Raw genomic sequence first — 22,641 nt, 5'->3', positions numbered from 1 at the left:
ACAAATGTAAAGACCTCAAGATTTTTATTACCTATTACCTCTCTTTCGAAGCCAGGCGTTTTCTAATCGTACTTACAAATTCTTTTGAAACTCCAAGATAAGAAGCAATATAATATTGTGCTACTCTTTGTGGAATGGATGGATATACTTTGATAAATTCCAGATATCGGTCGGAGGCCGATTTGGAAATGGTATCTACCAAACGACTTTGAAGCGTCGTGAGATTTCTTTGAATCAGCATTCTGAAAACCCTTTCAAACTTAGGAATTTCATTTAATAGCTTTTCTTTTGTTGTCGGATTTAGCATATAGATTTCCGAATCTTCTAATGTTTCAATATAAACTTTAGAAGGTTTTTGCTCCTGAAAAGAGGCAATATCACTGATCCACCAGTCTTCAATGGCAAACAGTATGGTCACTTCAGTCCCATTATCATCCAAACAATACATCCTTACACACCCTTTATGAATATACCCTTCAAACTGGCAGATCTCTCCTTCTCTTAGCAATACGGTTTTCTTAGGAAATTTCTGGCACACCAGTACATCTGTAAATACTTTTTCTTCTTCCGGCGTGATGGTAATAAATCTTGTAATGTTTTTGATAATGTTTTCAAACATGGAGTAAGGGTTTACTCCTGCAAATTAGGAAAAAGACTGTAAACTTCGTTCTTTAAAAGTCCACTTCCGCCACCGTAATGATCAATTACCTTAACATCTTTATCTAACCCGGCACAAAATATTTTAATATCTTTTTCAAATTGATCCTCTAATCCTGAACTCAGCAGTACAATATCTACTTGATTTTCCCTGATGTATTCATAGCAGAAATTTTCATCACTCTGAATTTCGGCCGTCCAGCCTTCATTGTTTTCAATAATCCGTTTTAATACATCCAGAATTTCCTGATTCTTTCCTATGACTAAAAAATGCAAAGTTTTCATTGTAAGGTCTGATTTTTAAGGTTTTATATTTAAAGCTAGGAGTTGATTATGGAAACCGGTATTTCATGATTAAACATAAATGAACAGCGATTTCCTCTCTTTAGGTTCAAGGTTTTTTGTTTTATGTCCTTTTCCTGTAATATCTTCTACCAGAAGAATTTCACCTGTCTTGAATTTCCTTTTTTCACCCAGTGAAGTTTCTATTTCTACTCCACCATCCAAAAGTACGATATATTGTTTTTGTGGAGCACAATGAAAATCATAATCGTAGGACGCAGAAACTTGTCTGAATTGTAATTTCTTGACCTCAAGCGTTTCAGAAAGGAAACCAATATTTCCCTGATCAACAAGAGGAATTTCTAAGTTTTCAAAATGAGTTTCTCCTTTTTCGTCACTGAAAATTCTTGTGATATTCATTGTTTTATTTTTTAAGAATTAATACTCTCGCGGATTGAGTAGATCTAGCAGATTCTTTTCCTCACAGATAGCACAAGTAATCATGCATGCATAAAGATCTGCCCAATCTGTAAAATCTGCGAGAGATTATTATTGAGATTTCCTATTTAAATACTATTGAATTAGCCAATTCAATTTCTTCCTGATTAATAGAATGTCCGAAATTAGCATATACCTTCTCCGTTACCTCTGCATTCATCTCTCTTAAAATATTGGCTGTAGCATATACCCTTTCTACAGGAACATGAAAATCCGGATTGCTGGTTCCTAATAAAACCGGAGTTCCAGCAAAATCGCCTTTATAATTTTCACGGTTGATCTTATCTCCAATCACTCCTCCAATAATGGCTACTGCACCACCGAACTTCTGTGCATTTCTGGCTAAAAATTCCAGTGTAAGACAAGCTCCCTGAGAAAATCCAAAAAAGTAAATATTTTCTGGAGCTATTCCTGCATCTGTCACTGCTTGCACCGTCTCTTCAACCATTTCCAATGCGGAAGAAAGCCATGGTTCATTTTGCTCTACCGGAGCCATGAATGACAATGGGTACCAGGTATGATTCAAAGCCTGTGGGGCTACTATGGCATAATCTTTTACATTCAAATGTTGTGAAAGGCTCAAAATATCCTGAGCACTTCCTCCTCGTCCATGAACCATAATCAAAGCTTTTTTTGCTTGTCTTAATGGTATACCTGCTGTTTTTATATTTAAAATATGGCTCATTATTTTTCTATCTGTATTTTTCTGTTGGATAATTGATTTTAGGAAGAACTTCAATTAAACGTTCTCTTTGTTCCTCAAACTGTTGGGGTAACTGCAGATCTTCTCCTAAAAACGCGGCTTCCTCATCGATATCAAACCCAGGGCCTGAAGTGGCAATTTCGAACAAAACTCCTCCCGGCTCTTTAAAATAGACTGAGGTAAAGTATTTTCTGTCTTTCACTTCAGTATGTTCCAACCCAAAAGCATTTAACCTTTCAACCATTTCCAGCTGAGACTGTGCATCCGGAGTTGCAAAAGCCACGTGATGTACAGTCCCTCTTCCTGCAAGCCCTTTCAATGCATTGGGAGCATAGATAAGATCTACATATTTTCCAGGAAGATCTTCTGTGCCTAGTCTTAATCTATCAGGGCTTTCAGAAATAACTTGATGATCCATCTGAGTGGTTAGAAGCGCTGCAGTTCTTTCATAGGCTGCCAACCATATTTCAACATGATGGATCCCTTTTAAAGCATAGTCTCTGGGAATATATCCGTTATAATATCCTTTTCTTTCATCTTTGCTATTAAAAACCAACTCAAGACCCAATCCATCAAAGTCTTCAAGATAAATGAATACTTCACCAGATAATCTTTGTTGTGGTTGTTTATACGGAATATTAAACTGATCCAGACGGCTCATCCAGTAATCCAATGCATCCATAGATACTGAAAAAGCAGTTGTATTCAGCATTCCTTTTCCATGTCTTCCATTAATCAGATCTTTACCATACGGAAAAGTGGTCATGATGGTTCCTGGTGTCCCGTATTCATCCCCAAAATAGAAGTGATACACATCTGAGTAGTCAAAATTCACTGTTTTTTTAACCAAACGAAGCCCTAAAACTCCGGTATAAAAGTCTATATTTTCCTGTGCATTGCCTGTGATTGCTGTTACATGGTGCAATCCTGTGATAAGTTTCATGATGTAGATTGTTATTAATGGGTTGTTGTAATGGTTTAAGAAAGCAGAGAAGATCAAGAGGAAATACAATTATTTGTCCTTTCCTCTTACATCCTCTAAGTATTTATTTTTCCTCTCTCAGCCACGCATCATTATATTGTTCCGGATGACGTTTGAACTGTGCATGAACAAACGGACATAACGGTAGTATTTTCAGATCATTCTCTCTGGCATAGGAAATCAATTTTTCTAATAAAATTTTAGCAAAACCTTTTCCTTCAAATTCCGGATCTACTTCGGTATGATATACCGTCAGTTTTCTTCCAATGACTGAAATATCCATTTTACCGGCTTTCTGATCATCTGAGAAAAGTTGAATCTCTCCTTTTCTTCCTTCTAAAACGATTTCTGTTCTTTCCATGTTTTTTATTTTTTTCAAAGGTAATTCCTTTATCAAAACGGAATCATGATCTATGATAACTTCGGTAATACACCTTCTATCTTATCACGCATTCCTTCATATTGAACTGGCAATTTTAAGTTTTTACCGAGTTCCTCTAAAGATTCATCTACTGTGAACCCTGGATTATCTGTCGCAATTTCAAACAAAACGCCTCCGGGTTCACGGAAATACAGAGAATAGAAATAATCTCTGTTGATTTTCGGAGTAATGCTCAGTCCTGCAGATAAAGCTTTTTCACGATATTCCATCAAAACATTGTCATCTTTCACTCTAAATGCAATGTGGTGGTTGGTTCCAGCAGCGTTTCTTCCGCTTGGAATTGTATCGTTCTCTATAATATCGATGAGATTGGCCGTATCAATAGCATCTGTTGCCAATCGGTATCTTTCGCCTTCCTGTTTTTGAAGATCATATCCTAAAATATCAGTCAGTACTTTGATTGTAGGCTCAGCTCTTTTTAAGGTTAATGTTACATTATGGAATCCCTTCAAGGCATTTTCGTCTTTAATATCGTCCGCAGTCCATACTTTTCGGTGATCATCACCGGAAGGTTCTATGAATTGCAATTGAAGACCATCGGGATCTTTAAAGGAAATCATCTTTTCGCCAAAGATTTCATTTTCTTCAACATTTACATTGAAATTTTTTAAACGGTTTTTCCAGAATTCCAAGCTTCCTTTAGGCACTGAATACCCGATATGAGTTGCCATTCCGCTTCCATTGGTACCTTGTCCCACTCCTTCCCAGGGAAAGAAAGTAAGGATAGTTCCCGGTGTTCCATTTTCATTCCCGAAATAAAAATGATAGGTTCCCGGATCATCAAAATTAACCGTTTTCTTTACCAATCTTACTCCTAAAACCTGAGTATAAAAATCTAAATTTCTTTTTGCATTGTCTGCAATAGCTGTGATATGATGCAGACCTAATATTCTATTGTCCATGTCTTTAATTTTAATGCTAAGTTACACCGACGGAGAATCCTGCACATTTAACTAGTTTAATAAATGCAGCAAGAATTTTTTCTTTAAAACGTAAAAGCCCTCAAAAAAACACTTTATATAATTCTCAAAAATTTCAATTTATTTTATCTTTTTCACAACACACAAAAACAATCATTTTAACTATAAATGAAAGAAAAAAAGAAAAAACTAATTGAATATTTCTGAAAAAGCAAAAAATAAAATAACACAAAATACTGAATAACAAATAATTAAATCATTAACAATAAATTAATATTCAAAAACCCTACTTTTTTAGTAGACTATTTAAAATTATATTCTATATTTGCAAACGTATTCAGGAAACAAAACAAAATGAGCACAGAAACAAATAATAATGCAACCCATAAACACATCATTAAAAACATGATGAAGGATATGTGTATGCCTGTGCATCGAGAATACTGTGGGTGACCTTACTTTTAATATGACATACTTTCAAAGGCCCTACCGAGTTGTAGAGCCTTTTTTATTTAAACACCAAAACATTAAAAAAAATAAAAATGAGCAATTCTAAAAACAAATGGCTGGTTCCATTGGCATTTACAAACATCTATGTAATATGGGGGATTACGTTTTTAGCTATTTCATTTGGCTTGAAAGGTTTCCCACCATTCATTCTTTCAGGATTGAGATTTCTGGTTGCAGGAATCTTGATAATCGGGTATCTCCTGTCTAAAGGGGAAAAAGCCAATTCCCTGATCAATTGGAAGAAAAACGCGATCACCGGCGTTCTTATCCTAACCGGAGGAACAGGCCTTGTAGCCTGGGGAGAACAGTATGTTACAGCTTCTGAAGCTGCTATCTCTATAGCAACCGGGCCTTTCTGGTTCATTGCCATCGACAGAAAAAACTGGAAATACTATTTTTCAGATAAGTTTATTCCCGTAGGTTTGATGATTGGCTTTGTTGGTTTGATCTTTTTCTTAAAAGGAAGTGTTCATTCACATGCAGCGCATGGCGCTACTGACAGTCATCTTCGTATTACTGCTTTTATTGTATTAGGCGTAAGCTCCATTGCCTGGGTTTTGGGCTCTTTATATTCCAAGAAAAATCCAGCTTCACAATCTACCTTTATGAATATTGCCCAACAACTTATTGTTGCCGGAGTAGCCGCTTTTCTTATTGCCTTAATCAGAGGGGAATGTACTGGTTTTTCGATCTCTACGGTACCGGTCTCAGCCTGGGCAGGGGTTCTGTTTTTGATCTTCTTTGGATCGATAGTCGCTTATTTGTCGTACATTTGGCTCCTGTCTGTGAAACCCGCTGCATTAGTAAGTACCCACACCTACATTAACCCTATTGTTACCGTTATTGCAGGATGGATTGTGGCTCATCAAAGCATCAATGGAGGCCAGTTATATGGTTTGGCAATCATATTGCTGGGAGTATTGCTGACTAATGTCACCAAGTATTTTAAACTTTCAAAACGGTCTAAGGTAAAAATCAGAAGAGTTAAAAGATTTTTTAACAGAACAGGCAGAAGATATCAGCCTATTTAATAGTATAAAGCATCAGAATGATAGAAATCAGAAACATATCAAAAACATTTTACCAGAAGAAACAGTCCTTTAAAGCATTAGATCAGGTGAGCCTTAATATCGATAAAGGAGATATTGTAGGGATCATAGGGTTCTCTGGCGCAGGAAAAAGTACTCTGATCCGTACGGTGAATCTATTGGAAAGACCGGAAGAGGGGCAAATCATTATTAATGGAAAGGATTTCACTCAATTAAGCTCAAAACAGCTCGCTGAGGAACGTAAAAAAATAGGGATGATCTTCCAGCACTTTAATCTTCTTTCTTCAAGAACTGTTTTTGATAATGTAGCACTTCCATTGGAACTGGATCACATCAGTAAAGATCAAATCAATAAAAAGGTCAACGAATTATTGAAAATTGTAGGCCTTGAAGATAAAGCCCATGATTATCCTAAAGTCTTTCGGGAGGTCAGAAACAAAGAGTAGCTATTGCAAGAGCTCTAGCTAACGATCCTCATCTTCTTCTTTGTGATGAAGCAACAAGTGCTCTTGATCCGGTGACCACTCAATCCATTTTACAATTATTAAGAGATATCAATCAAAGATTAGGAATTACTATTCTTCTGATTACCCATGAAATGGAAGTCATCAAGGCTGTTTGTAACCATGTTGCCGTGATAGACAAAGGAAAATTATTAGCCAAAGGAACTTTAAGCGAGATCATTTCAAACCGGGAAAATCCGGTGATCCAACAATTTATAAATTCAGACGTCATGACCCTGCCACAGGAACTCAATAGCAGACTACAGAAAGAAGCGAAAGACGGTTTATTTCCACTGGTCGAAATAGAACTTAACGAAAGTATAAGTGTTGAACAGATTCTTTCAGCGTTATATAATGAACATAAGATCCCTTACAAACTTTTGAAAGCAGATGTAGAATATTTTGGGAATTCTAATTTTGGTAAACTACTTTTGCAACTTCAAGGAGAGGCTGAGGAAAACCAAAAAGCCATTTATTATTTTAATCAGAATAAAATTCAAAATACAGTAAAAGGATATGCTTAGTGATGCAGTACTTGCCCTTTTGGCAAAAGGAACCTGGGAAACAGTTTATATGACATTTGTGTCAGGATTTTTTGGATTTGTTTTAGGGCTTCCGGTTGGAATTCTATTATTCTTAACAAGAAAAGGACAGCTGTTGGAAAATACAGCCTATTACAGAATATTATCCATTATTGTGAATGTATTCCGGGCAATTCCTTTTATTATTTTAATTGTATGGATGATTCCTTTTACAAGAATTTTAGCAGGAACATCTATTGGAGTGAATGCGGCATTAGTTCCATTAAGCGTGGGAGCGGCGCCATTCATTGCAAGATTAGTTGAAAACAGCCTTATCGAAGTCCCTCACGGATTAATAGAAACAGCAAGAGCATTGGGAGCATCTCCTTTTCAGATCATCAGAAAGGTTTTACTTCCGGAAGCACTTCCTTCTTTAATTAATAATGCTACCATTACTTTAATCACTTTAGTAGGCTATTCTGCTATGGGAGGTGCCGTAGGTGCCGGAGGACTTGGACAGGTAGGATATCAATATGGATACATTGGTTATGATATTGTGATTATGAATACTGTTTTGATCTTATTGGTGCTTTTGGTATTTATCATCCAGTTTATGGGAGACAGGTTGTCTAAGAGATTTGACCATAGATAGGTTTTAGAGTAAGTGCGAGAGATGTGAGCGAATGAGTTCTACACTCTTTATACATATTATTAAAAAGAATAGAATGAAAAAAATAAAGATTTTAGGTTTAATAGCTGCAGGAGTAATTCTTTTCAGCGCATGTTCCGGGAGAAAGGACGATCCGAACTTTATCCGAGTCGGAATTACGTATGGGCCGGAACAGGAAGTAGCTGAAGTGGCTAAAAAAGTAGCAAAGGAAAAATACAATCTAGAGGTGGAACTGATTCCCTTCAATGATTATGTAGTTCCCAATGAAGCTTTGATGAATGGTGACATTGACGTCAACGCTTTCCAACATGCTCCTTACTTAACCGAACAATCTAAACAAAGAGGATATCATCTTGCTATTGTAGGAAACACATTTGTCTACCCTATTATCGCTTATTCAAAAAAGATCCAAAATATTAGCCAATTGCAAAATGGGAGTACAGTTGTGATTCCCAATGACCCTACCAACGGAGGACGTTCACTGCTCCTACTGCAGAAAAATGGTTTATTGAAACTAAGAGCAGGCGTCGGATTACTTCCTAAGGTTACCGATATTACAGAAAATCCAAAACAATTGAAAATTATGGAAATTGAAGGCGCGCAAATTCCTAGAGTTTTAGATGATAGAGATGTTGTAGTAGGCATCATCAATAATAATTTTGCTGCACAGGCCGGGCTGGATTCAGAAAAACAAGGCATATTTAAAGAAGATAAAGATTCTCCTTATGTAAACCTTGTGGTAGCAAGACAAGATAATAAGAACAGCCAGAAGGTAAAAAACTTTGTGAAAGCATATCAATCCGATGAAGTGGAAAAGAAAGCACTGGAAGTATTCAAAGGGGGTGCGGTGAAAGGATGGTGATGAGTTGGAGAGTTGGAGAGTTGAAGAGTATGAGAGTTTTAGAATGTTAAAGATTTAAGTTGTTATCTATTCACTTGTAGCAAAATTGCCTATTGGCTCCAATTTAACGTCTCTCAGTCTATTATCTATTCGTCTATTATCTTTATTATTCTAACATCTTTTCTCTTTCAATTACATTTCTACCTTTCAATAAATAACAAACTGTCAGCAATTTGCAGGCAGTTTTTTTATGGTTAAAAATTTATTTTCTCATTTTGAGATAATATGAAAATTTTGTTTATTTTTGCTTCAATCCATTAAAAAGGCAATATGTTAAAGAAAACCGCCATTGTAAGTTTATTCACCCTTATTTCTGTTTCTTATATGGCTCAGACTAATACTCCCGTATACTTAGATGAATCAAAACCTGTAGAACAGCGTATTCAGGATGCTTTATCCAGAATGACACTGGAAGAAAAAGTAGCCATGCTTCATGCTCAATCAAAATTCAGTTCTCCTGGGGTACCAAGATTAGGAATTCCGGAATTCTGGACTACCGATGGCCCTCATGGAGTAAGACCTGAAGTGATGTGGGACGAATGGGATCAGGCCGGATGGACCAATGACTCTATTATCGCCTACCCTGCCCTGACAGCCTTATCTGCTACCTGGAATAAAAAAATGTCCTGGAACTACGGAAAAGCATTAGGAGAAGAAGCTCGTTACAGAAAAAAAGATATCCTGTTGGGACCTGGTGTCAATATTTACAGAACCCCTCTAAATGGAAGAAACTTTGAGTATATGGGCGAAGATCCTTATCTCACTTCAAAGATGGTAGTTCCTTACATCAAAGGAGTACAATCTAATGGGGTCGCAACTTCTGTGAAACATTTTGCCCTGAACAATCAGGAAATGTTTCGTCATACCAGCAATGTGAAGGTGGACGACAGAACACTATACGAAATTTATTTGCCGCCTTTCAAAGCTGCTGTTACAGAAGGAGATTCATGGACGATCATGGGGGCTTACGACATGTATAAAGGCGAATATGCCAGCCAGAATCAATATCTTTTGAATGATATCCTAAAAAAAGAATGGAATTATAAAGGTGTAGTAGTTTCTGATTGGGGCGCTGTTAACAATACGGAACAAGCCATTCATAATGGACTGGATCTTGAATTCGGATCCTGGACAAATGGTCTTTCTGCCGGAACTAAAAATGCTTACGATAACTATTATCTGGCAAAACCTTATCTGGATCTGATTAAAGCGGGCAAAGTAGGCACAAAAGAGCTGGACGACAAAGTGACCAGACTTCTTCGCCTTGCCTATAAAACAACAATGAACAGAAACAAACCTTTCGGAAATGTAGCCTCTGAAGAGCATAAAGCAGTGGCTAAGGAAATTGGAGAAGAAGGAATTGTTTTATTAAAAAATCAAGGAAATATACTTCCTATCGATGTGAATAAGGCTAAAAAAATAGCCGTTATCGGTGAAAATGCCATCAAGATTATGACTGTTGGCGGTGGTTCATCTTCATTGAAAGTAAAATATGAAACGCTTCCATTAGATGGTATAAAATCCAGATTCGGAAAACAATCTGATGTACAATATGCCAGAGGATATGTAGGAGATATTGGCGGTGAATATAATGGTGTAAAATCCGGACAGGATTTAAAGGATACCCGTTCTGAAGCGGAATTACTAAACGAAGCTGTAGAACTCGCCAAAAAATCAGATTATGTAATTTTTGTAGGCGGGCTGAATAAAGCAGACTTCCAGGACAGTGAAGGAAACGATAGAAAAAGCTATGGACTTCCCTACAATCAGAATAATGTGATCTCAGCACTCGCCAAAGCGAATAAAAACCTGGCTGTAGTTTTGGTTTCCGGAAATGCAGTGGCCATGCCTTGGATTAAAGAAGTTCCGACGGTTTTACAGGCATGGTATCTTGGTTCTGAATCTGGAAATTCAATCGCTTCTATTTTAGCAGGTGATGCTAATCCTTCGGGAAAGCTCCCGTTTACATTCCCCGTAAAGCTTGAGGATAATTCGGCACATCAACTCGGAGAATACCCAGGTCAGAAGGACGAATTGGCGGCCGGAAAAGGAAAAGATCAGAAAAACCCAATTAATATTACTTATAATGAAGGTGTATTTGTAGGATACCGTTGGCATGATACTAAAAACATCAAACCACTTTTCAGCTTCGGACACGGATTGAGCTACACCACTTTTGAGTTCGGAAAAGCAAAAGCTGATAAAACTACCTTATCACTCAATGATACCATTACTTTTACGGTAACGGTTAAAAATACAGGAAAGAAGGCAGGAGCAGAGGTTGCGCAATTATATATCTCTGATTTAAAATCATCTGTCCCTCGCCCTGCTAAGGAATTAAAAGGCTTTGAAAAGGTGTATTTAAATCCTGGAGAGGAAAAAGAAGTAACGTTTACAATTGATAAATCTGCTTTGAGTTTCTTTGATGCTCAGAAACATGACTGGGTAGCAGAACCTGGAGATTTTGAGGCTCAAATAGGAAATTCTTCTGATGCTATTAAAACGAAGGTGAAGTTTACGCTGAAGTAACCTTACTTATATATTTCTAAAACGAATGCCCGACTAAACTCGGGCATTTTTTATATCAAATTTTAATATATTTTCTTGAAACTATTTACGAATAAAACTTAACTCACTACCCATAATATTATATGTCAAAGTAGTTTTTGTGACTTTATATTCACAACAAGAAAAATCGTCTCCTACTTCATTCACACAAAGTTTTCCGTTTTCCATTTTCCATTTCGTTTTTTTGGTAGCACGCCCTTGTTTGCTAATCATTACACCACCAGGAGCAAATGTCTTTGTTAAATCATTCTCAACTTTCTGACCATCTATTTTATAGATTTTCCAAGTACCTTCAATACCGCTACCTGTATTATTTTCAGCTAAATGAATGAAGTTTTCAGTCACTACGTCAGATGGTTTCTGACCGAATAGAGCAGCTGTCCCTAAAATTAATCCAGCCGTAACAATAAAGCTTAATGTTGTTTTTTTCATGGTTATTTTTAACAAACTTAAGTATATGTAACGATATAACCAAGACAAATCATACCCTGTCATCAATAAAAGCAGGATTCAAAACTGAAACCTGCTTTTATATTGAACTAACTTTTTTTATTTTCCTCCCCCGGCATTCTTTTCAACATCCGTTTTGGTATTTTCTTTCACTTTCTGATTTCCGAAACGCTTTACAAAGGTTACGTTTACACCATACCAGTCCCATAATTCATATCTCCTTACTGTTCCTCCCTGATTGTAGGTTATATCATCAGAATAAGGTCTCTTAAAGATATTCATTAGCTGTATACTGGCTTCCATTTGTGTTTTAGGGAATATTTTAGTGACTGAAATATTGTGGAACACATTGGTATTTTTAGCCTGAGTATTTCCGTTGTTCTGATTAGAAACCTCCATCCAGGCACTTACATTAATGTTCTTATTGAAAAGGTTCGTATAAGAAAGATTGGCAGAACCACCCCAATAGTTAATATAAGCCTTTCCTCCTATATCATTTTTTAGATTGAAGTCATGATTATCAATATAGTACCATCCAAATCCGACATTCACATTCAGCTTATTTTTAAGGAAATTCTGGTTGGTATTGGCAAAAAGATAATATTTTTCAACTCTCCCATTAAAATTCCCTGGGAAAGAAACATTTCGCCCTCCTTCAGTAGCATAAGTTGTCCAGTAATCCTGATTGGTATACATATATCTTGCAGAAATAAAATACTTTTTCAGAATACCAAATTTCAGGTAAAGCCTGTCATTAGGATTAGGATTCAGATCCATGTTTCCTCTGGAATACGTTCCATCAATAGATGGTGTTAAAAAAGGATTAAACTCCGAATACCATGGTCGCCAGATTCTGCGGTCGTAAGTTAAACTCAAATCATATTTATCTGAAAAACTGTATTTCAGCAATAAATTAGGAAGAAAAGTACCATAGCCATCTTTTCTGTTAGTTCCCGCTACATCCTGTCTTACTTTAAAATCAATATATTCATATCGAACACCGATACGGGTTTCCAATTTTTTGAAAAATGTTTTGCTATAATTGGCATATACAGAGGTTAAATGATCCTCATAATGGAATTTATCCCCTGTAGAAAGTCCCGTATATTCTGAAGTTCCAAGACTATATCCATACAGATTATTAGGAATAACATGGTTGTTAAACTCTGTTTTTGCCCCTACTTCAATCGTTCCTCCATTTTTACCTAATGGCTGGGTATAATCCATCTTCAGGTAATAATTACGCATCTGACTATTGTTTATTGAACCAATTTCTTTAATGTTTGGGTCATTGAGTATTGTTTTATTGATGAGCTCATTATTATCATTTCCAGAATAATTGGTTCCTAAATTAACGTCAAAAATTCTGTTTTTTTCTTTATCATAATACTTATAAAAAACATTCGTCCCCAGGTTACGATAAAAACCATTAGCATTCTGAGCCTGGTGGTAATCAATAAAATCTTTTTTCAGATCATCATATTCTCTCCCATTTGTATCTGATGAGGATGAATTTCGGCTTTGATAATATTCCATAACAAGCCCAATATTATTTTTATCATTCAGTTCAAATTCAGAAGTAGAGGATAGTGAAGGCGTTTCGCTTCTGGATATCGTTTCATAGCTCAAATCCCTGTTCATGTTACTATCAGCATAGAACAAAAGATTACTGGAACCTTTTTGTACATAGTTGTTATTAGCATAACTGCCGATCAGAGTCTGAGTAAATTTTTTCTTATGATAATTCAGGTTAAAATTAGTGTATTGTGAATTTTTGGTGCTATGCCTGTTACTTAGAGAAATACTTCCTTTTAAACCTTCATCATCACGTTTCTTCAGTACAATATTGATAACGGAACCTGCTGCTTCATATCTCGAAGAAGGGCTTGTAATTACTTCTATCTTCAATAGATTATCTGCCGGAATGGTTTTAAGATATTCCTTTAGTTCTTTTCCTGTAAAAACTGATTTTCTATCATTGATATAGACTGTTACCGTTTGTCCTTCAGCCTTTACGCCATCATTATTATCTATACTCACCAAAGGAGTCATTCTCAGAACATCCCAGGTTGTATTTCCAGCTACAATAGCACTGTTTGCCACATTAAAAACAGTTCGGTCTACCTTCGATTCTACGGTGGGTTTTCTTGCCACAATAGTAACTGCTTCAATCTCTTTTGCATTACCTTTTACAGTATCCTTAGCAGCCGGAGTTTGAGTCTGTGCCAATGCCAAAGAACCTGTTAATACTGCTATAGGAAATAATATTATTTTCATGTGAAATCTTAGTTTATCTATAAGACCACTATCTCCTAATATTTGTTACATCAAAAAATTAAAAAAATGAAATAAATATCTATGTTTTAACATTTTACAATTTTTCATTTTAGGGATAATTTAGAAAAATAACATTTATTAAGACAATATAAACAATCAAATCTACTTACGTCGAGAGCATATATAAAAAATCAAAGAAAAAAAAATTCTCTAAAGATTAAATTTTAACATAAAAAAATTATTTTTCCTGCCATAAAAAAAGCCCGGATCTCACCCGGGCCGCTAGCAATAGCAAATTTACATGGATTAAAAAATAAAAATATGCTAGTTTATAGTTTCAAAATAATGAATCATCCCTACTTCCGATACATGGTGTTGATCCTTATTAAAATCAATTTCCTGATTGTTGCTGTTTTCTAAAAAAGAATTACTGAATAAAGCATATGAAGGTTTTTCTGCCCAACCATTTTTTAACAACTGATGAGCCTCCACCACCGGCTTACCGTATAATTTCCTGAAACTTCCGATATTATACTGTGAAAATGCTCCATAATGAACAATGAACTTCAGAGACAAATCAATTGTTGTACTTAAACTTGTACTCAATTCTTTTATTTTCCTATTGAATGCATTTCTCATTTTCCAAAGCATCTTTGAAATATTCTGATACGATGGATTTTCCTCATATCGATAAAACAAAATCGCATCGCCTTCAATTTCAGAAATTTCAAAATACTGATCATTCACATCAATCAGTGTAGATAGTAGTTGTCTTACAATATATTCTCCTGTATAAAGTTTGGTACTGAACACAAATTCGGTAAATCCGCTGAAATCCGGAATTAGAATGATACCCTCCTGTATATTTGTATTCTTCATAATGTCATAGTTTAAAAACCTGCTGCATCATTAAAGACGAAGCAGGTTTAATTTTACTTTATTGCCATCCGCCACCTACGGAACGGTACAGCGCAGTTATTGCATTCAATCGTTGAGCTTTCAGGGAAGCCAGTTCCAATTCAGCATTAAGCTTATTGGTTTGAGTCATAATCACCTCTACATAGGTTGCCGAATTATATTTAAACAATACATCAGCTTTTTTTACAGCTTCATTAGATTTCACCACTAATCCTTCGGCAATTTTCTGCTGTTCTTCAAGCTTTTGAATCTGTACCAAAGCATCAGAAACCTCTCCTACTGCCTTTAAAACAGATTGTTTAAACCCTATTTCAGCCTGATCCGCCAATACCTTAGACTGTTCATACTGAGTTTTCAGCTGCTTTCCATTTAAAATAGGCTGAGCAATGGCTCCGGCAGCCATTCCGAAAAGAGACCCCGGAATGCTAAACCATTTGCTGATCTGAAAAGCATTCACTCCACCTTGAGCGGTAATATTCAAGGATGGATACATGCTCATTTTAGCAACATGAATCGCAGCTGCACTTTTCCTTACCTCTAATTCAGCCGTTTTTACATCAGGTCTATAACTCAATAATTCTGACGGAATTCCTGCTGAAATATGATCCGGTGACTGAACATTATTCAGACTTGCACTTCTTTCAATTTTTCCTGGCATTGAACCTGTTAACAGGCTCAATGCATTTTCCTGTGTAGCCACAGAACTTTCAATAGCGGGGATAGTTTTTAGAATCTGATCTTTTACAATTTCTTGTTGCTGTACCCCTAAAGCCGTTGTTAATCCAAGTTCTTGCTGTTTCACCAAAAACTTCAAAGTATTATCGGCATACATCAGATTGGATTTGGTAATTTCCAACTGGGTATCCAACATCAAAAGATTATAATACCCTTGAACAACAGCAGCTACCACTTGTGTTTTTACCGCCTTTGCCGCTTCCTGGGTTTTAAGATAATCGGCTAAAGCCTGCTCTTTTCTTCCTTTAATTTTCCCCCAGATATCAGCTTCCCATGAAAAATTGAGTGCTGTAGTATAATCTTCCGTATACCTCTTTCCCATGAACTGTCTTCCCATCATTCCGTTCATACTATTGTCTGAAGCACGATTGATCGTAGCATTCGCTGTAGCATTCACCGTGGGAACGTTTCCCCATTTACTTTGATCATACGCCAGTGAAGCGAATTCTATCTGTTTTAAAGCTACCTGCAGATCATTATTCTGTACCATAGCTTTATCAATCAATCCAACTAAAACAGGATCTTTGAAAAAGTCTTTGTAACCAATTTTTGCGATATTTTCATTGTGTTCTACTACAATACTATCACCCCTGAAAACCTCATTCATCTTCACCTCCGGCCGTTCATATTTCTGAACGCCGCATGAGACAGCCGTTCCTGAAATGAATGCGATATATGCTATATTTCTAATTTTCATTGTTAAAATCATTTGAATTAATATTCCCAATCCGCATCCGTTACTACTCTTCCGTTAATTTTCTCATGCAAAGCCTGGAACATGACGAAAAGTACAGGCACTACAAAAATCCCCAGGATTGTTCCGAAAAGCATTCCTGAAATTGCAGCATATCCAATAGAATGGTTACCCATTGCAGACGGCCCAACGACAAAAATCAGTGGAAGTAATCCTGTAATGAATGCCAAAGAAGTCATTAAAATCGGACGTAAACGTGCTTTCGCTCCTTCAACCGCTGAAGCAATAAGACTTTTTCCTGCTCTACGTCTCTGAATAGCAAATTCAACAATCAAAATACCATTCTTCGCTAAAAGTCCAATCAACATTACCAAGGCAATCTGAACATAGATATTGTTAGATAATTCCGCAAAAGTAATTCCTACAAAAACACCTGATAAACCTACTGGAATAGCGATCAATACTGCAAATGGAAGGATATAACTTTCATATTGGGCAGACAACAGGAAGAATACAAACACGATACACAATCCGAAAATCATTACTGATTGAGAACTTGATCCTGCTTCTTCACGACTCATCCCTTTATAATCATAAGTATATCCCGGAGGAAGAACCTGCTTGCTCACTTCTTCAACAGCTGCCATCGCCTGACCTGTACTGTAGCCTGGAGCAGCCATTACAGTTAAGTTAGACGAGTTGAAAAGGTTGAAACGATCTACTACCTCAGCTCCGGTTACTTGTTTTAGGCTCACTAAAGTATTAATAGGAACCATTTGTCCCAGATTATTTTTAACGAAAACACCATTCAAAGACTCCTTATCCTGTCTCATTTCCGGAGTAGACTGTACTAAAACTCTGTAATATTTCCGAATCTATTGAAATCAGAAGCCTGGATACTTCCATAATATCCTTGCATCACTCCTAATGCATCAGAAACATTTACCCCTAACTGCGCTGCTTTCACCTCGTCTACAAGCACCTCAAACTGCGGATAAGTAACATCAAACGTAGTAAATGCTACCGCTACTTCCGGTCTTTGCATCAAAGCACCCATCATCCCATAAGAAATATTCCCAAGGTTCTGAAGTTCCCCATTTGTACGATCCTGAAGCACAAGCTCCATTCCACTGGTGTTTCCGAAACCATCAACCGTAGGAGTGTTAAGCACTAAGAAGTTGGCTCTTTTATCCTGCGAAAGTGCACCCTGAGTCTGTCCGATAATCTCATTAATATTGTTGACAGCTCCTCTTTCTCCTGATTTTTTTAATTTAACAAAAATAGAAGCCGCAGAAGAAGACATTGAACCACTGAATAAGTTCAGCCCATCTACTGAAATCACTTTATCTACAGCAGGGTTTTTCATCAAAAGATCTTCCGTATCAGACACTACTTTAGACGTTCTGTCCTTAGACGCTCCCGGAGCAAGATTAGCTGTTACAATAATAAAGCTCTGGTCTTCATCTGGAATAAATCCTTTTGGTGTTGTCATAGACATCCAGGCGAATAATCCTCCAAAAGCAACGATCATAGCTAATGCAATCCATTTTTTCTTCAAAAGGAACAATACCGCCTTTCCATAGCGGAATGTCAGTTTATTAAAACTGGCGTTAAATCCGGCAAAGAATCGATCTTTGAAATTCATCTTTTCATGAGCTCCCCCATGATGTTGTTTCAGGAACAATGCACATAAAGCAGGGCTCAGAGTCAATGCATTAATCGCTGAAATTATAATCGCAATCGCTAATGTTAGCGCAAACTGTTGATAAAATAACCCGGTAGATCCACTCATAAATGCTACCGGAACGAATACCGCAGACATAATTAAGGTAATGGAGACAATCGCTCCTGTAATCTCGCTCATCGCAGACATCGTTGCAGCTCTTGGATTCAGTTTTTTATGTTCCATTTTAGCATGAACTGCTTCCACTACCACAATGGCATCATCTACTACGATACCAATCGCGAGCACCAGAGCAAACAAGGTAAGAATGTTGATCGAGAAGCCAAATACTTTCATAAAGAAGAACGTTCCCACAATTGATACCGGAACCGCAATGGCCGGAATTAATGTTGATCTGAAATCCTGTAGGAAAATATATACTACAATAAATACAAGGATAAATGCTTCAATCAGTGTATGAAGTACCTGATCAATAGACTGATCCAATGCTTCTTTAGTGGCATAAGGAATTTCATAGTTCATTCCTGCTGGAAATGACTTTTCAAGCTCCTTCATTCTTTCCTGAAGCGCAATCTGAACTTCATTCCCATTGGAGCCAGCCATCTGGAAAATAGCCATCGTTACTGAAGCTTTCTTATTAAAATTAGAAGAAACAGTATAACTGTATGCCCCAAATTCAATTTTGGCGATATCTTTTAATTTTAAAACAGAGCCATCATTCAAAGCTTTGATCGTAATATTTTCATACTGCTCAGGTTCTGTAAATTTTCCTTTATATCGAAGAACATATTCCATGACTTCTTTACTTCTTTCCCCAAATCTTCCGGGTGCTGCTTCCAGGTTTTGAGTCTGAATAGCACGGGAAACATCAGATGGAGTAAGGTTATAAGAGGCCAGTTTATTCGGATCAAGCCAAACACGCATAGAATAATCTTTATTCCCATATACCATGGCATCTCCTACTCCTTTTACTCTTTTCAGTTCCGGTACAATATTGATTTTTGCATAGTTTTCAAGGAAAAGATCACTCATTGAACCATCTTTACTCGTAAGAGAAACCATTGCAATCATACTATTCTGCCTCTTCACCGTAGTAATTCCGGCTTGGATCACTTCAGCAGGAAGCTGATTGGTTACCTGTGCTACCCTGTTTGAACGTTAATCGCTGCCTGATCGGGATTAGTTCCCAATTTAAAGATCACCGTAATACTCAATGTACCATCATTACTTGCCGTAGAAGTAATATAATCCATATTTTCCACCCCATTGATTGCATTTTCCAATGGCGGCGCCACAGATCTTGCAATCGTTTCAGCATTCGCTCCCGGATACGCAGCTGTTACCATAACAGTAGGTGGTGCGATGTCCGGAAATTTTGTAATCGGCAGGCTGACCATACCGACGATCCCGAGAATGACCAGCAATACGGAAATAACCGTTGCCAGTACGGGCCTTTTTATAATTTTCTTTAACATGATTTCTTCTTACGATTTTTTCTGTTGAGCATTTTTCTTTTGTGCCACTACAGGAGTTCCCGGCTGCAACCTGTCGAAACCGGAAACGATATACTGATCGCCCGCTTTTAGCCCTTTGGTAACGATAAAATTATCGCCCGCTTTTCCATTGACTTCAATAGGAAGCATTTCTGCTTTTCCATTTTTGATGGTGAATACGAAAACCTTATCCTGAATAGTTCTGGTAGATGCTATAGGAAGCAAAACAACATTGCTATAGAACTGATCCAATAAGATCTTTCCTGTATTTCCACTTCTCAGAAGGTTATTCGGGTTATTGAATTTTGCTCTTAAAGTAATAGAGCCGGTAGTCTTGTTAAACTGCCCTTCAACAGCATCAATTCTTCCTGTTTCTGCATATTTTTCACCTGCAGAAAGCTGAAGAGATACTGCCGGAGTATTCTTAATAACCTCATTAATATTGCTTCCTACATATTGTTTCTGGAAATTATTAAAGTCACTTTCACTCAGACTAAAATAAGTATACACTTGGTGGATATCAGATAACAGGGTAATGGGCTCCTGATTACTTGGAGTCATCAAACTTCCTAAACGATAGTTGAATCTCCCGATAAATCCGCTTACCGGAGCTTTAATAGTTGAAAAATTAAGATTAATTTTCGCAGATTCAATTGATGATGTGGATTGGCTTACAGCACCTCTAGCTGCATTGTAAGCTGCTTCTGCTTCTTTCACCTGAATATCGGAAACCATCTTATTTTTAAATAGTTCCTTTTTTCGGTCTAGATCAATTCTTGAACTTGCGAGATTTGCCTGTGCTGTAATCAATGCTGCCTGTGCACTTTTTAATTGCTCACCGAAGATTTGATCTTCAATTTTAAACAATGGCTGTCCTGCTCTTACATAATCTCCTTCATCTACAAAGATTTACTTAAGTATCCCGTCACCTGAGGTCTTATCTCTACATTGGAAACCCCTTCGATAGATGCCGCATATTCTCTGGAAACAGAAGCATCTCCCTGCTTGATTATTTCTACAGGAAGTTCTGGTGCCTGCTGTTGATAAGATTGGTTTTGGTTATTTTTCCTACACCCCGCCAAGACGATAAGCGAGAGGAAAATTATGGTTGATTTCTGAATAAAAAATCTCTGCATAACTCTAGTCATTTAAATTTTCGTCACAAAATTCGAATGAAAAAAGTTCAATAAGATTATTCAAAAAACTCCTTATTTTGTCAAAAAGACACCTTATTTTTAAAAACATGAGATATATCATTCATAGACAAATAACATAACACATTTCGAAATTTTAAATCAAAAATAACACTTATTTTATCAAAAAGACATCTAAATCAAAATTCTATGGATCAATACAAATCATCTTTTCTATATTCCAAAGGAGACCTCCCTGTATGTTTTTTAAAAAACTTGCTAAAAGAAGCCTGATCTGAGAACCTAAGCTTTACAGCCACCTCATTGATATTCAGGTTTGGATTTCTGAGCAACAACCTGGCTTCTACAGCCAATACCTGATGAATAATATCCCGAGGCGTTTTGAACATCGTTTTATTGATCACTTTGGTAAGATACTTCCGGCTGATAAACAACTTATCTGCATAGAACTGAACATTGTGCTCTTCTTTGAAGTGTTTCTGAACAAGCTTAAAAAAACTGGTCGTTAACTCATCCTCTCTAGGGGTAACCAAATGTGGTTTTTCAATTTTTTTAAAATAATTATCAATCTCATAAATAACCAACGAAAAGTGATGCCAGATCATTTCATTAAAGTAATAATTATCTTTCTCCTTATTATTAAGCGACCGTAATTCGTCAAGATAGAACTGTAACCTTTTATACAACTCAGGCTCATTCCTTACAATATGCGTTGGATCAGATGACAGGCTTTCAATACATTATTAGATTTATAGTTAAAGCCGGCCTGAGAAATGAAATCTACTGAAAAGAAAATGTATTTTGCATTATAATTGTCTGCAATATTATCCACCCAAAAAGTTTCAGCCATTGGACAAAAGACAACATCTCCTTTATAAACCATATATTTTTTATCATCCAGGCTAAATCCTACACTTCCATCCTGTACCAAAAAGATACAGAAGTAATCGGAACGGTAAGGGATATTAGGCTTGATTATATAATTCGCCTTGTCGATTTCCATCACCACAAACTCCTTGATTCTGAGATCAAATTCTACTTGTTGTAAAACTTCACCAAAAGCCAATTGAGAAACAAAATCGGGTTCTTTAGGAGGTTCTTTGCGGGATCTTTTAGCCATAGGAAATGGATTATGAAGGCACTAAGGTAATAAAAAAGGAGAAAATAAGAAGAGTAAGAACAAACAGCCTTACCATCCTTTTACCCTTTTACACTTCGATAATTAATTCCTTCTCATACCCATTATACCTTTCATCTATATAACCATGAGGATTGCAAACAATTTCTGTATTTCCAATAGGATACCTGCACGGCGTGTGAATATGCCCATGAATCCAATATAACGGTTGATATTTAAGGATCATTTCCTCTAGATCAGATGCATAAGCTGAAGTCAATGGATCTTCTTTGTAGTGCTCCGGCACAGATTGAATACTTGGAGCATGATGGGTAACAACTATATTTGTAAGTTCTTTTGAAGTCTCCAAGCTCTCTTGCAACCATATTTTTGAAAACTGATGAATCTTGAAAGTATCTATTGTTCTCATTTTTGAATAAGATGGATCGCGTTTGATCATTTTATAATCATTCATTTTTGATTGACAAAGCATTCCATATTCCACGGGATTTCCAAAGATTGAAAAATCAGTCCATAATGTAGCCCCATGAAAGCGTATTCCCTCAATATCTACACATGAATTTTCGAGCACAAAAACATGAGAATCTTCAGCAGCCGCTTTTATTTTATGGAGTGTCTTAGGATATGAACCTTTATAATATTCATGATTCCCCAGAACATAAATAACCGGTTTATCAGAGATCGTTTCTTTAATCCACTCTATTCCCTTCGTTCCTAAATTAACATCTCCAGCCAGAACAATAACATCTGCGTTATCAAAGCACAATTCAGTGCGGCCAAATTCCTGATGAAGATCACTAATGATTTGTATTCTCATGATACAAAAGTAATAAAGAAGAATCTGATATTGAAAAACAAAAAAAGGAACCAATGCCTAAACACCGATTCCCAT

Annotated in this window: 22 protein-coding genes and 1 pseudogene; 6 read left to right on the top strand and 17 right to left on the bottom strand. The window is 36.6% G+C overall.

Going from position 1 to position 22,641, the window contains the following annotated elements:
• Positions 1-34 precede the first annotated feature (34 nt).
• The 7 genes from QWZ06_RS07820 to QWZ06_RS07790 all read right to left on the bottom strand — a co-directional run bounded on the left by QWZ06_RS07820 (position 35) and on the right by QWZ06_RS07790 (position 4,466).
• Positions 35-619, bottom strand: a complete 585-nt coding sequence (locus tag QWZ06_RS07820; protein ID WP_290296998.1) for a Crp/Fnr family transcriptional regulator — start codon at positions 617-619, stop codon at positions 35-37.
• A gap of 11 nt (positions 620-630) precedes the next feature.
• On the bottom strand, positions 631-942 hold the full coding sequence (locus QWZ06_RS07815) for a hypothetical protein (protein WP_290296997.1): 312 nt from the start codon (positions 940-942) through the stop codon (positions 631-633).
• Between the two features lie 69 nt (positions 943-1,011).
• Complete coding sequence (locus QWZ06_RS07810) at positions 1,012-1,359, bottom strand: cupin domain-containing protein (protein WP_290296996.1); 348 nt, start codon at positions 1,357-1,359, stop codon at positions 1,012-1,014.
• Between the two features lie 142 nt (positions 1,360-1,501).
• Positions 1,502-2,122 carry an alpha/beta hydrolase gene (locus QWZ06_RS07805; RefSeq protein WP_160138529.1) on the bottom strand — a complete coding sequence of 207 codons (621 nt, stop codon included), beginning with the start codon at positions 2,120-2,122 and terminating at the stop codon, positions 1,502-1,504.
• Between the two features lie 7 nt (positions 2,123-2,129).
• On the bottom strand, positions 2,130-3,083 hold the full coding sequence (locus QWZ06_RS07800; RefSeq protein WP_290296994.1) for a ring-cleaving dioxygenase: 954 nt from the start codon (positions 3,081-3,083) through the stop codon (positions 2,130-2,132).
• Between the two features lie 103 nt (positions 3,084-3,186).
• On the bottom strand, positions 3,187-3,483 hold the full coding sequence (locus QWZ06_RS07795) for a GNAT family N-acetyltransferase (protein WP_290296992.1): 297 nt from the start codon (positions 3,481-3,483) through the stop codon (positions 3,187-3,189).
• A gap of 50 nt (positions 3,484-3,533) precedes the next feature.
• Positions 3,534-4,466, bottom strand: a complete 933-nt coding sequence (locus QWZ06_RS07790; protein ID WP_290296991.1) for a ring-cleaving dioxygenase — start codon at positions 4,464-4,466, stop codon at positions 3,534-3,536.
• 560 nt (positions 4,467-5,026) lie between these two features.
• Here QWZ06_RS07790 and QWZ06_RS07785 point away from each other — a divergent pair.
• The 6 genes from QWZ06_RS07785 (at position 5,027) to QWZ06_RS07760 (ending at position 11,167) form a co-directional block, all read left to right on the top strand.
• Positions 5,027-6,025 (top strand): EamA family transporter, encoded by a 999-nt coding sequence (locus QWZ06_RS07785; RefSeq protein WP_290296989.1) that lies wholly within the window; start codon positions 5,027-5,029, stop codon positions 6,023-6,025.
• Positions 6,026-6,042: 17 nt separating this feature from the next.
• Entirely contained in the window at positions 6,043-6,489 is a 447-nt protein-coding gene (locus tag QWZ06_RS07780) for an ATP-binding cassette domain-containing protein (RefSeq protein ID WP_290296987.1), read from the top strand.
• A gap of 71 nt (positions 6,490-6,560) precedes the next feature.
• Positions 6,561-7,070, top strand: a complete 510-nt coding sequence (locus QWZ06_RS07775) for an NIL domain-containing protein (protein WP_290296986.1) — start codon at positions 6,561-6,563, stop codon at positions 7,068-7,070.
• Positions 7,063-7,719 (top strand): methionine ABC transporter permease MetI, encoded by a 657-nt coding sequence (gene metI / locus QWZ06_RS07770; RefSeq protein ID WP_290296985.1) that lies wholly within the window; start codon positions 7,063-7,065, stop codon positions 7,717-7,719. Before QWZ06_RS07775 ends, metI begins: the two co-directional genes overlap by 8 nt.
• Positions 7,720-7,792: 73 nt before the next feature.
• Positions 7,793-8,599: a methionine ABC transporter substrate-binding lipoprotein MetQ gene (gene metQ / locus QWZ06_RS07765; protein ID WP_290296984.1), complete on the top strand. Its 807-nt coding sequence runs from the start codon at positions 7,793-7,795 to the stop codon at positions 8,597-8,599.
• A 309-nt stretch (positions 8,600-8,908) separates the two neighbouring features.
• Positions 8,909-11,167: a glycoside hydrolase family 3 C-terminal domain-containing protein gene (locus QWZ06_RS07760; RefSeq protein WP_290296983.1), complete on the top strand. Its 2,259-nt coding sequence runs from the start codon at positions 8,909-8,911 to the stop codon at positions 11,165-11,167.
• An 81-nt stretch (positions 11,168-11,248) separates the two neighbouring features.
• Here QWZ06_RS07760 and QWZ06_RS07755 read toward each other — a convergent pair whose 3' ends face one another.
• The 10 genes and pseudogenes from QWZ06_RS07755 to QWZ06_RS07710 all read right to left on the bottom strand — a co-directional run bounded on the left by QWZ06_RS07755 (position 11,249) and on the right by QWZ06_RS07710 (position 22,566).
• Positions 11,249-11,638, bottom strand: a complete 390-nt coding sequence (locus QWZ06_RS07755) for a hypothetical protein (protein ID WP_290296982.1) — start codon at positions 11,636-11,638, stop codon at positions 11,249-11,251.
• A 117-nt stretch (positions 11,639-11,755) separates the two neighbouring features.
• A complete protein-coding gene (locus tag QWZ06_RS07750) occupies positions 11,756-13,933 on the bottom strand; it encodes an outer membrane beta-barrel protein (RefSeq protein WP_290296981.1) in 2,178 nt (725 codons plus the stop codon).
• A gap of 324 nt (positions 13,934-14,257) precedes the next feature.
• A complete protein-coding gene (locus tag QWZ06_RS07745) occupies positions 14,258-14,812 on the bottom strand; it encodes a DUF2652 domain-containing protein (protein WP_290296980.1) in 555 nt (184 codons plus the stop codon).
• A gap of 58 nt (positions 14,813-14,870) precedes the next feature.
• The gene (locus QWZ06_RS07740; RefSeq protein ID WP_290296979.1) at positions 14,871-16,283 is read right to left on the bottom strand and encodes an efflux transporter outer membrane subunit; all 1,413 of its coding nucleotides are present in this window, start codon (positions 16,281-16,283) and stop codon (positions 14,871-14,873) included.
• A 17-nt stretch (positions 16,284-16,300) separates the two neighbouring features.
• A pseudogene (locus tag QWZ06_RS07735) lies at positions 16,301-19,439 on the bottom strand (efflux RND transporter permease subunit).
• 9 nt (positions 19,440-19,448) lie between these two features.
• Positions 19,449-20,324 (bottom strand): efflux RND transporter periplasmic adaptor subunit, encoded by an 876-nt coding sequence (locus tag QWZ06_RS07730; RefSeq protein WP_290296978.1) that lies wholly within the window; start codon positions 20,322-20,324, stop codon positions 19,449-19,451.
• A gap of 32 nt (positions 20,325-20,356) precedes the next feature.
• Positions 20,357-20,593, bottom strand: coding sequence for a hypothetical protein (locus QWZ06_RS07725; RefSeq protein ID WP_290296977.1), 237 nt, complete (start codon positions 20,591-20,593; stop codon positions 20,357-20,359).
• Between the two features lie 212 nt (positions 20,594-20,805).
• Complete coding sequence (locus QWZ06_RS07720) at positions 20,806-21,297, bottom strand: helix-turn-helix transcriptional regulator (RefSeq protein ID WP_290296976.1); 492 nt, start codon at positions 21,295-21,297, stop codon at positions 20,806-20,808.
• A gap of 14 nt (positions 21,298-21,311) precedes the next feature.
• Entirely contained in the window at positions 21,312-21,731 is a 420-nt protein-coding gene (locus QWZ06_RS07715) for a hypothetical protein (protein WP_290296975.1), read from the bottom strand.
• Positions 21,732-21,819: 88 nt separating this feature from the next.
• Positions 21,820-22,566, bottom strand: a complete 747-nt coding sequence (locus tag QWZ06_RS07710; RefSeq protein WP_290296974.1) for a metallophosphoesterase — start codon at positions 22,564-22,566, stop codon at positions 21,820-21,822.
• Positions 22,567-22,641 lie beyond the last annotated feature (75 nt).

Source organism: Chryseobacterium tructae (assembly GCF_030409875.1).
Lineage (GTDB): Bacteria > Bacteroidota > Bacteroidia > Flavobacteriales > Weeksellaceae > Chryseobacterium > Chryseobacterium tructae.
This window is presented reverse-complemented; position numbering and strand designations above follow the sequence as displayed.

Coding starts and splice junctions, on each gene's coding strand:
- QWZ06_RS07820 (WP_290296998.1), bottom strand. CDS start 619: ATGTTTGAAAACATTATCAAAAACATTACAAGATTTATTACCATCACG.
- QWZ06_RS07815 (WP_290296997.1), bottom strand. CDS start 942: ATGAAAACTTTGCATTTTTTAGTCATAGGAAAGAATCAGGAAATTCTG.
- QWZ06_RS07810 (WP_290296996.1), bottom strand. CDS start 1,359: ATGAATATCACAAGAATTTTCAGTGACGAAAAAGGAGAAACTCATTTT.
- QWZ06_RS07805 (WP_160138529.1), bottom strand. CDS start 2,122: ATGAGCCATATTTTAAATATAAAAACAGCAGGTATACCATTAAGACAA.
- QWZ06_RS07800 (WP_290296994.1), bottom strand. CDS start 3,083: ATGAAACTTATCACAGGATTGCACCATGTAACAGCAATCACAGGCAAT.
- QWZ06_RS07795 (WP_290296992.1), bottom strand. CDS start 3,483: ATGGAAAGAACAGAAATCGTTTTAGAAGGAAGAAAAGGAGAGATTCAA.
- QWZ06_RS07790 (WP_290296991.1), bottom strand. CDS start 4,466: ATGGACAATAGAATATTAGGTCTGCATCATATCACAGCTATTGCAGAC.
- QWZ06_RS07785 (WP_290296989.1), top strand. CDS start 5,027: ATGAGCAATTCTAAAAACAAATGGCTGGTTCCATTGGCATTTACAAAC.
- QWZ06_RS07780 (WP_290296987.1), top strand. CDS start 6,043: ATGATAGAAATCAGAAACATATCAAAAACATTTTACCAGAAGAAACAG.
- metI (WP_290296985.1), top strand. CDS start 7,063: ATGCTTAGTGATGCAGTACTTGCCCTTTTGGCAAAAGGAACCTGGGAA.
- metQ (WP_290296984.1), top strand. CDS start 7,793: ATGAAAAAAATAAAGATTTTAGGTTTAATAGCTGCAGGAGTAATTCTT.
- QWZ06_RS07760 (WP_290296983.1), top strand. CDS start 8,909: ATGTTAAAGAAAACCGCCATTGTAAGTTTATTCACCCTTATTTCTGTT.
- QWZ06_RS07755 (WP_290296982.1), bottom strand. CDS start 11,638: ATGAAAAAAACAACATTAAGCTTTATTGTTACGGCTGGATTAATTTTA.
- QWZ06_RS07750 (WP_290296981.1), bottom strand. CDS start 13,933: ATGAAAATAATATTATTTCCTATAGCAGTATTAACAGGTTCTTTGGCA.
- QWZ06_RS07745 (WP_290296980.1), bottom strand. CDS start 14,812: ATGAAGAATACAAATATACAGGAGGGTATCATTCTAATTCCGGATTTC.
- QWZ06_RS07740 (WP_290296979.1), bottom strand. CDS start 16,283: ATGAAAATTAGAAATATAGCATATATCGCATTCATTTCAGGAACGGCT.
- QWZ06_RS07725 (WP_290296977.1), bottom strand. CDS start 20,593: ATGCAGAGATTTTTTATTCAGAAATCAACCATAATTTTCCTCTCGCTT.
- QWZ06_RS07715 (WP_290296975.1), bottom strand. CDS start 21,731: ATGGCTAAAAGATCCCGCAAAGAACCTCCTAAAGAACCCGATTTTGTT.
- QWZ06_RS07710 (WP_290296974.1), bottom strand. CDS start 22,566: ATGAGAATACAAATCATTAGTGATCTTCATCAGGAATTTGGCCGCACT.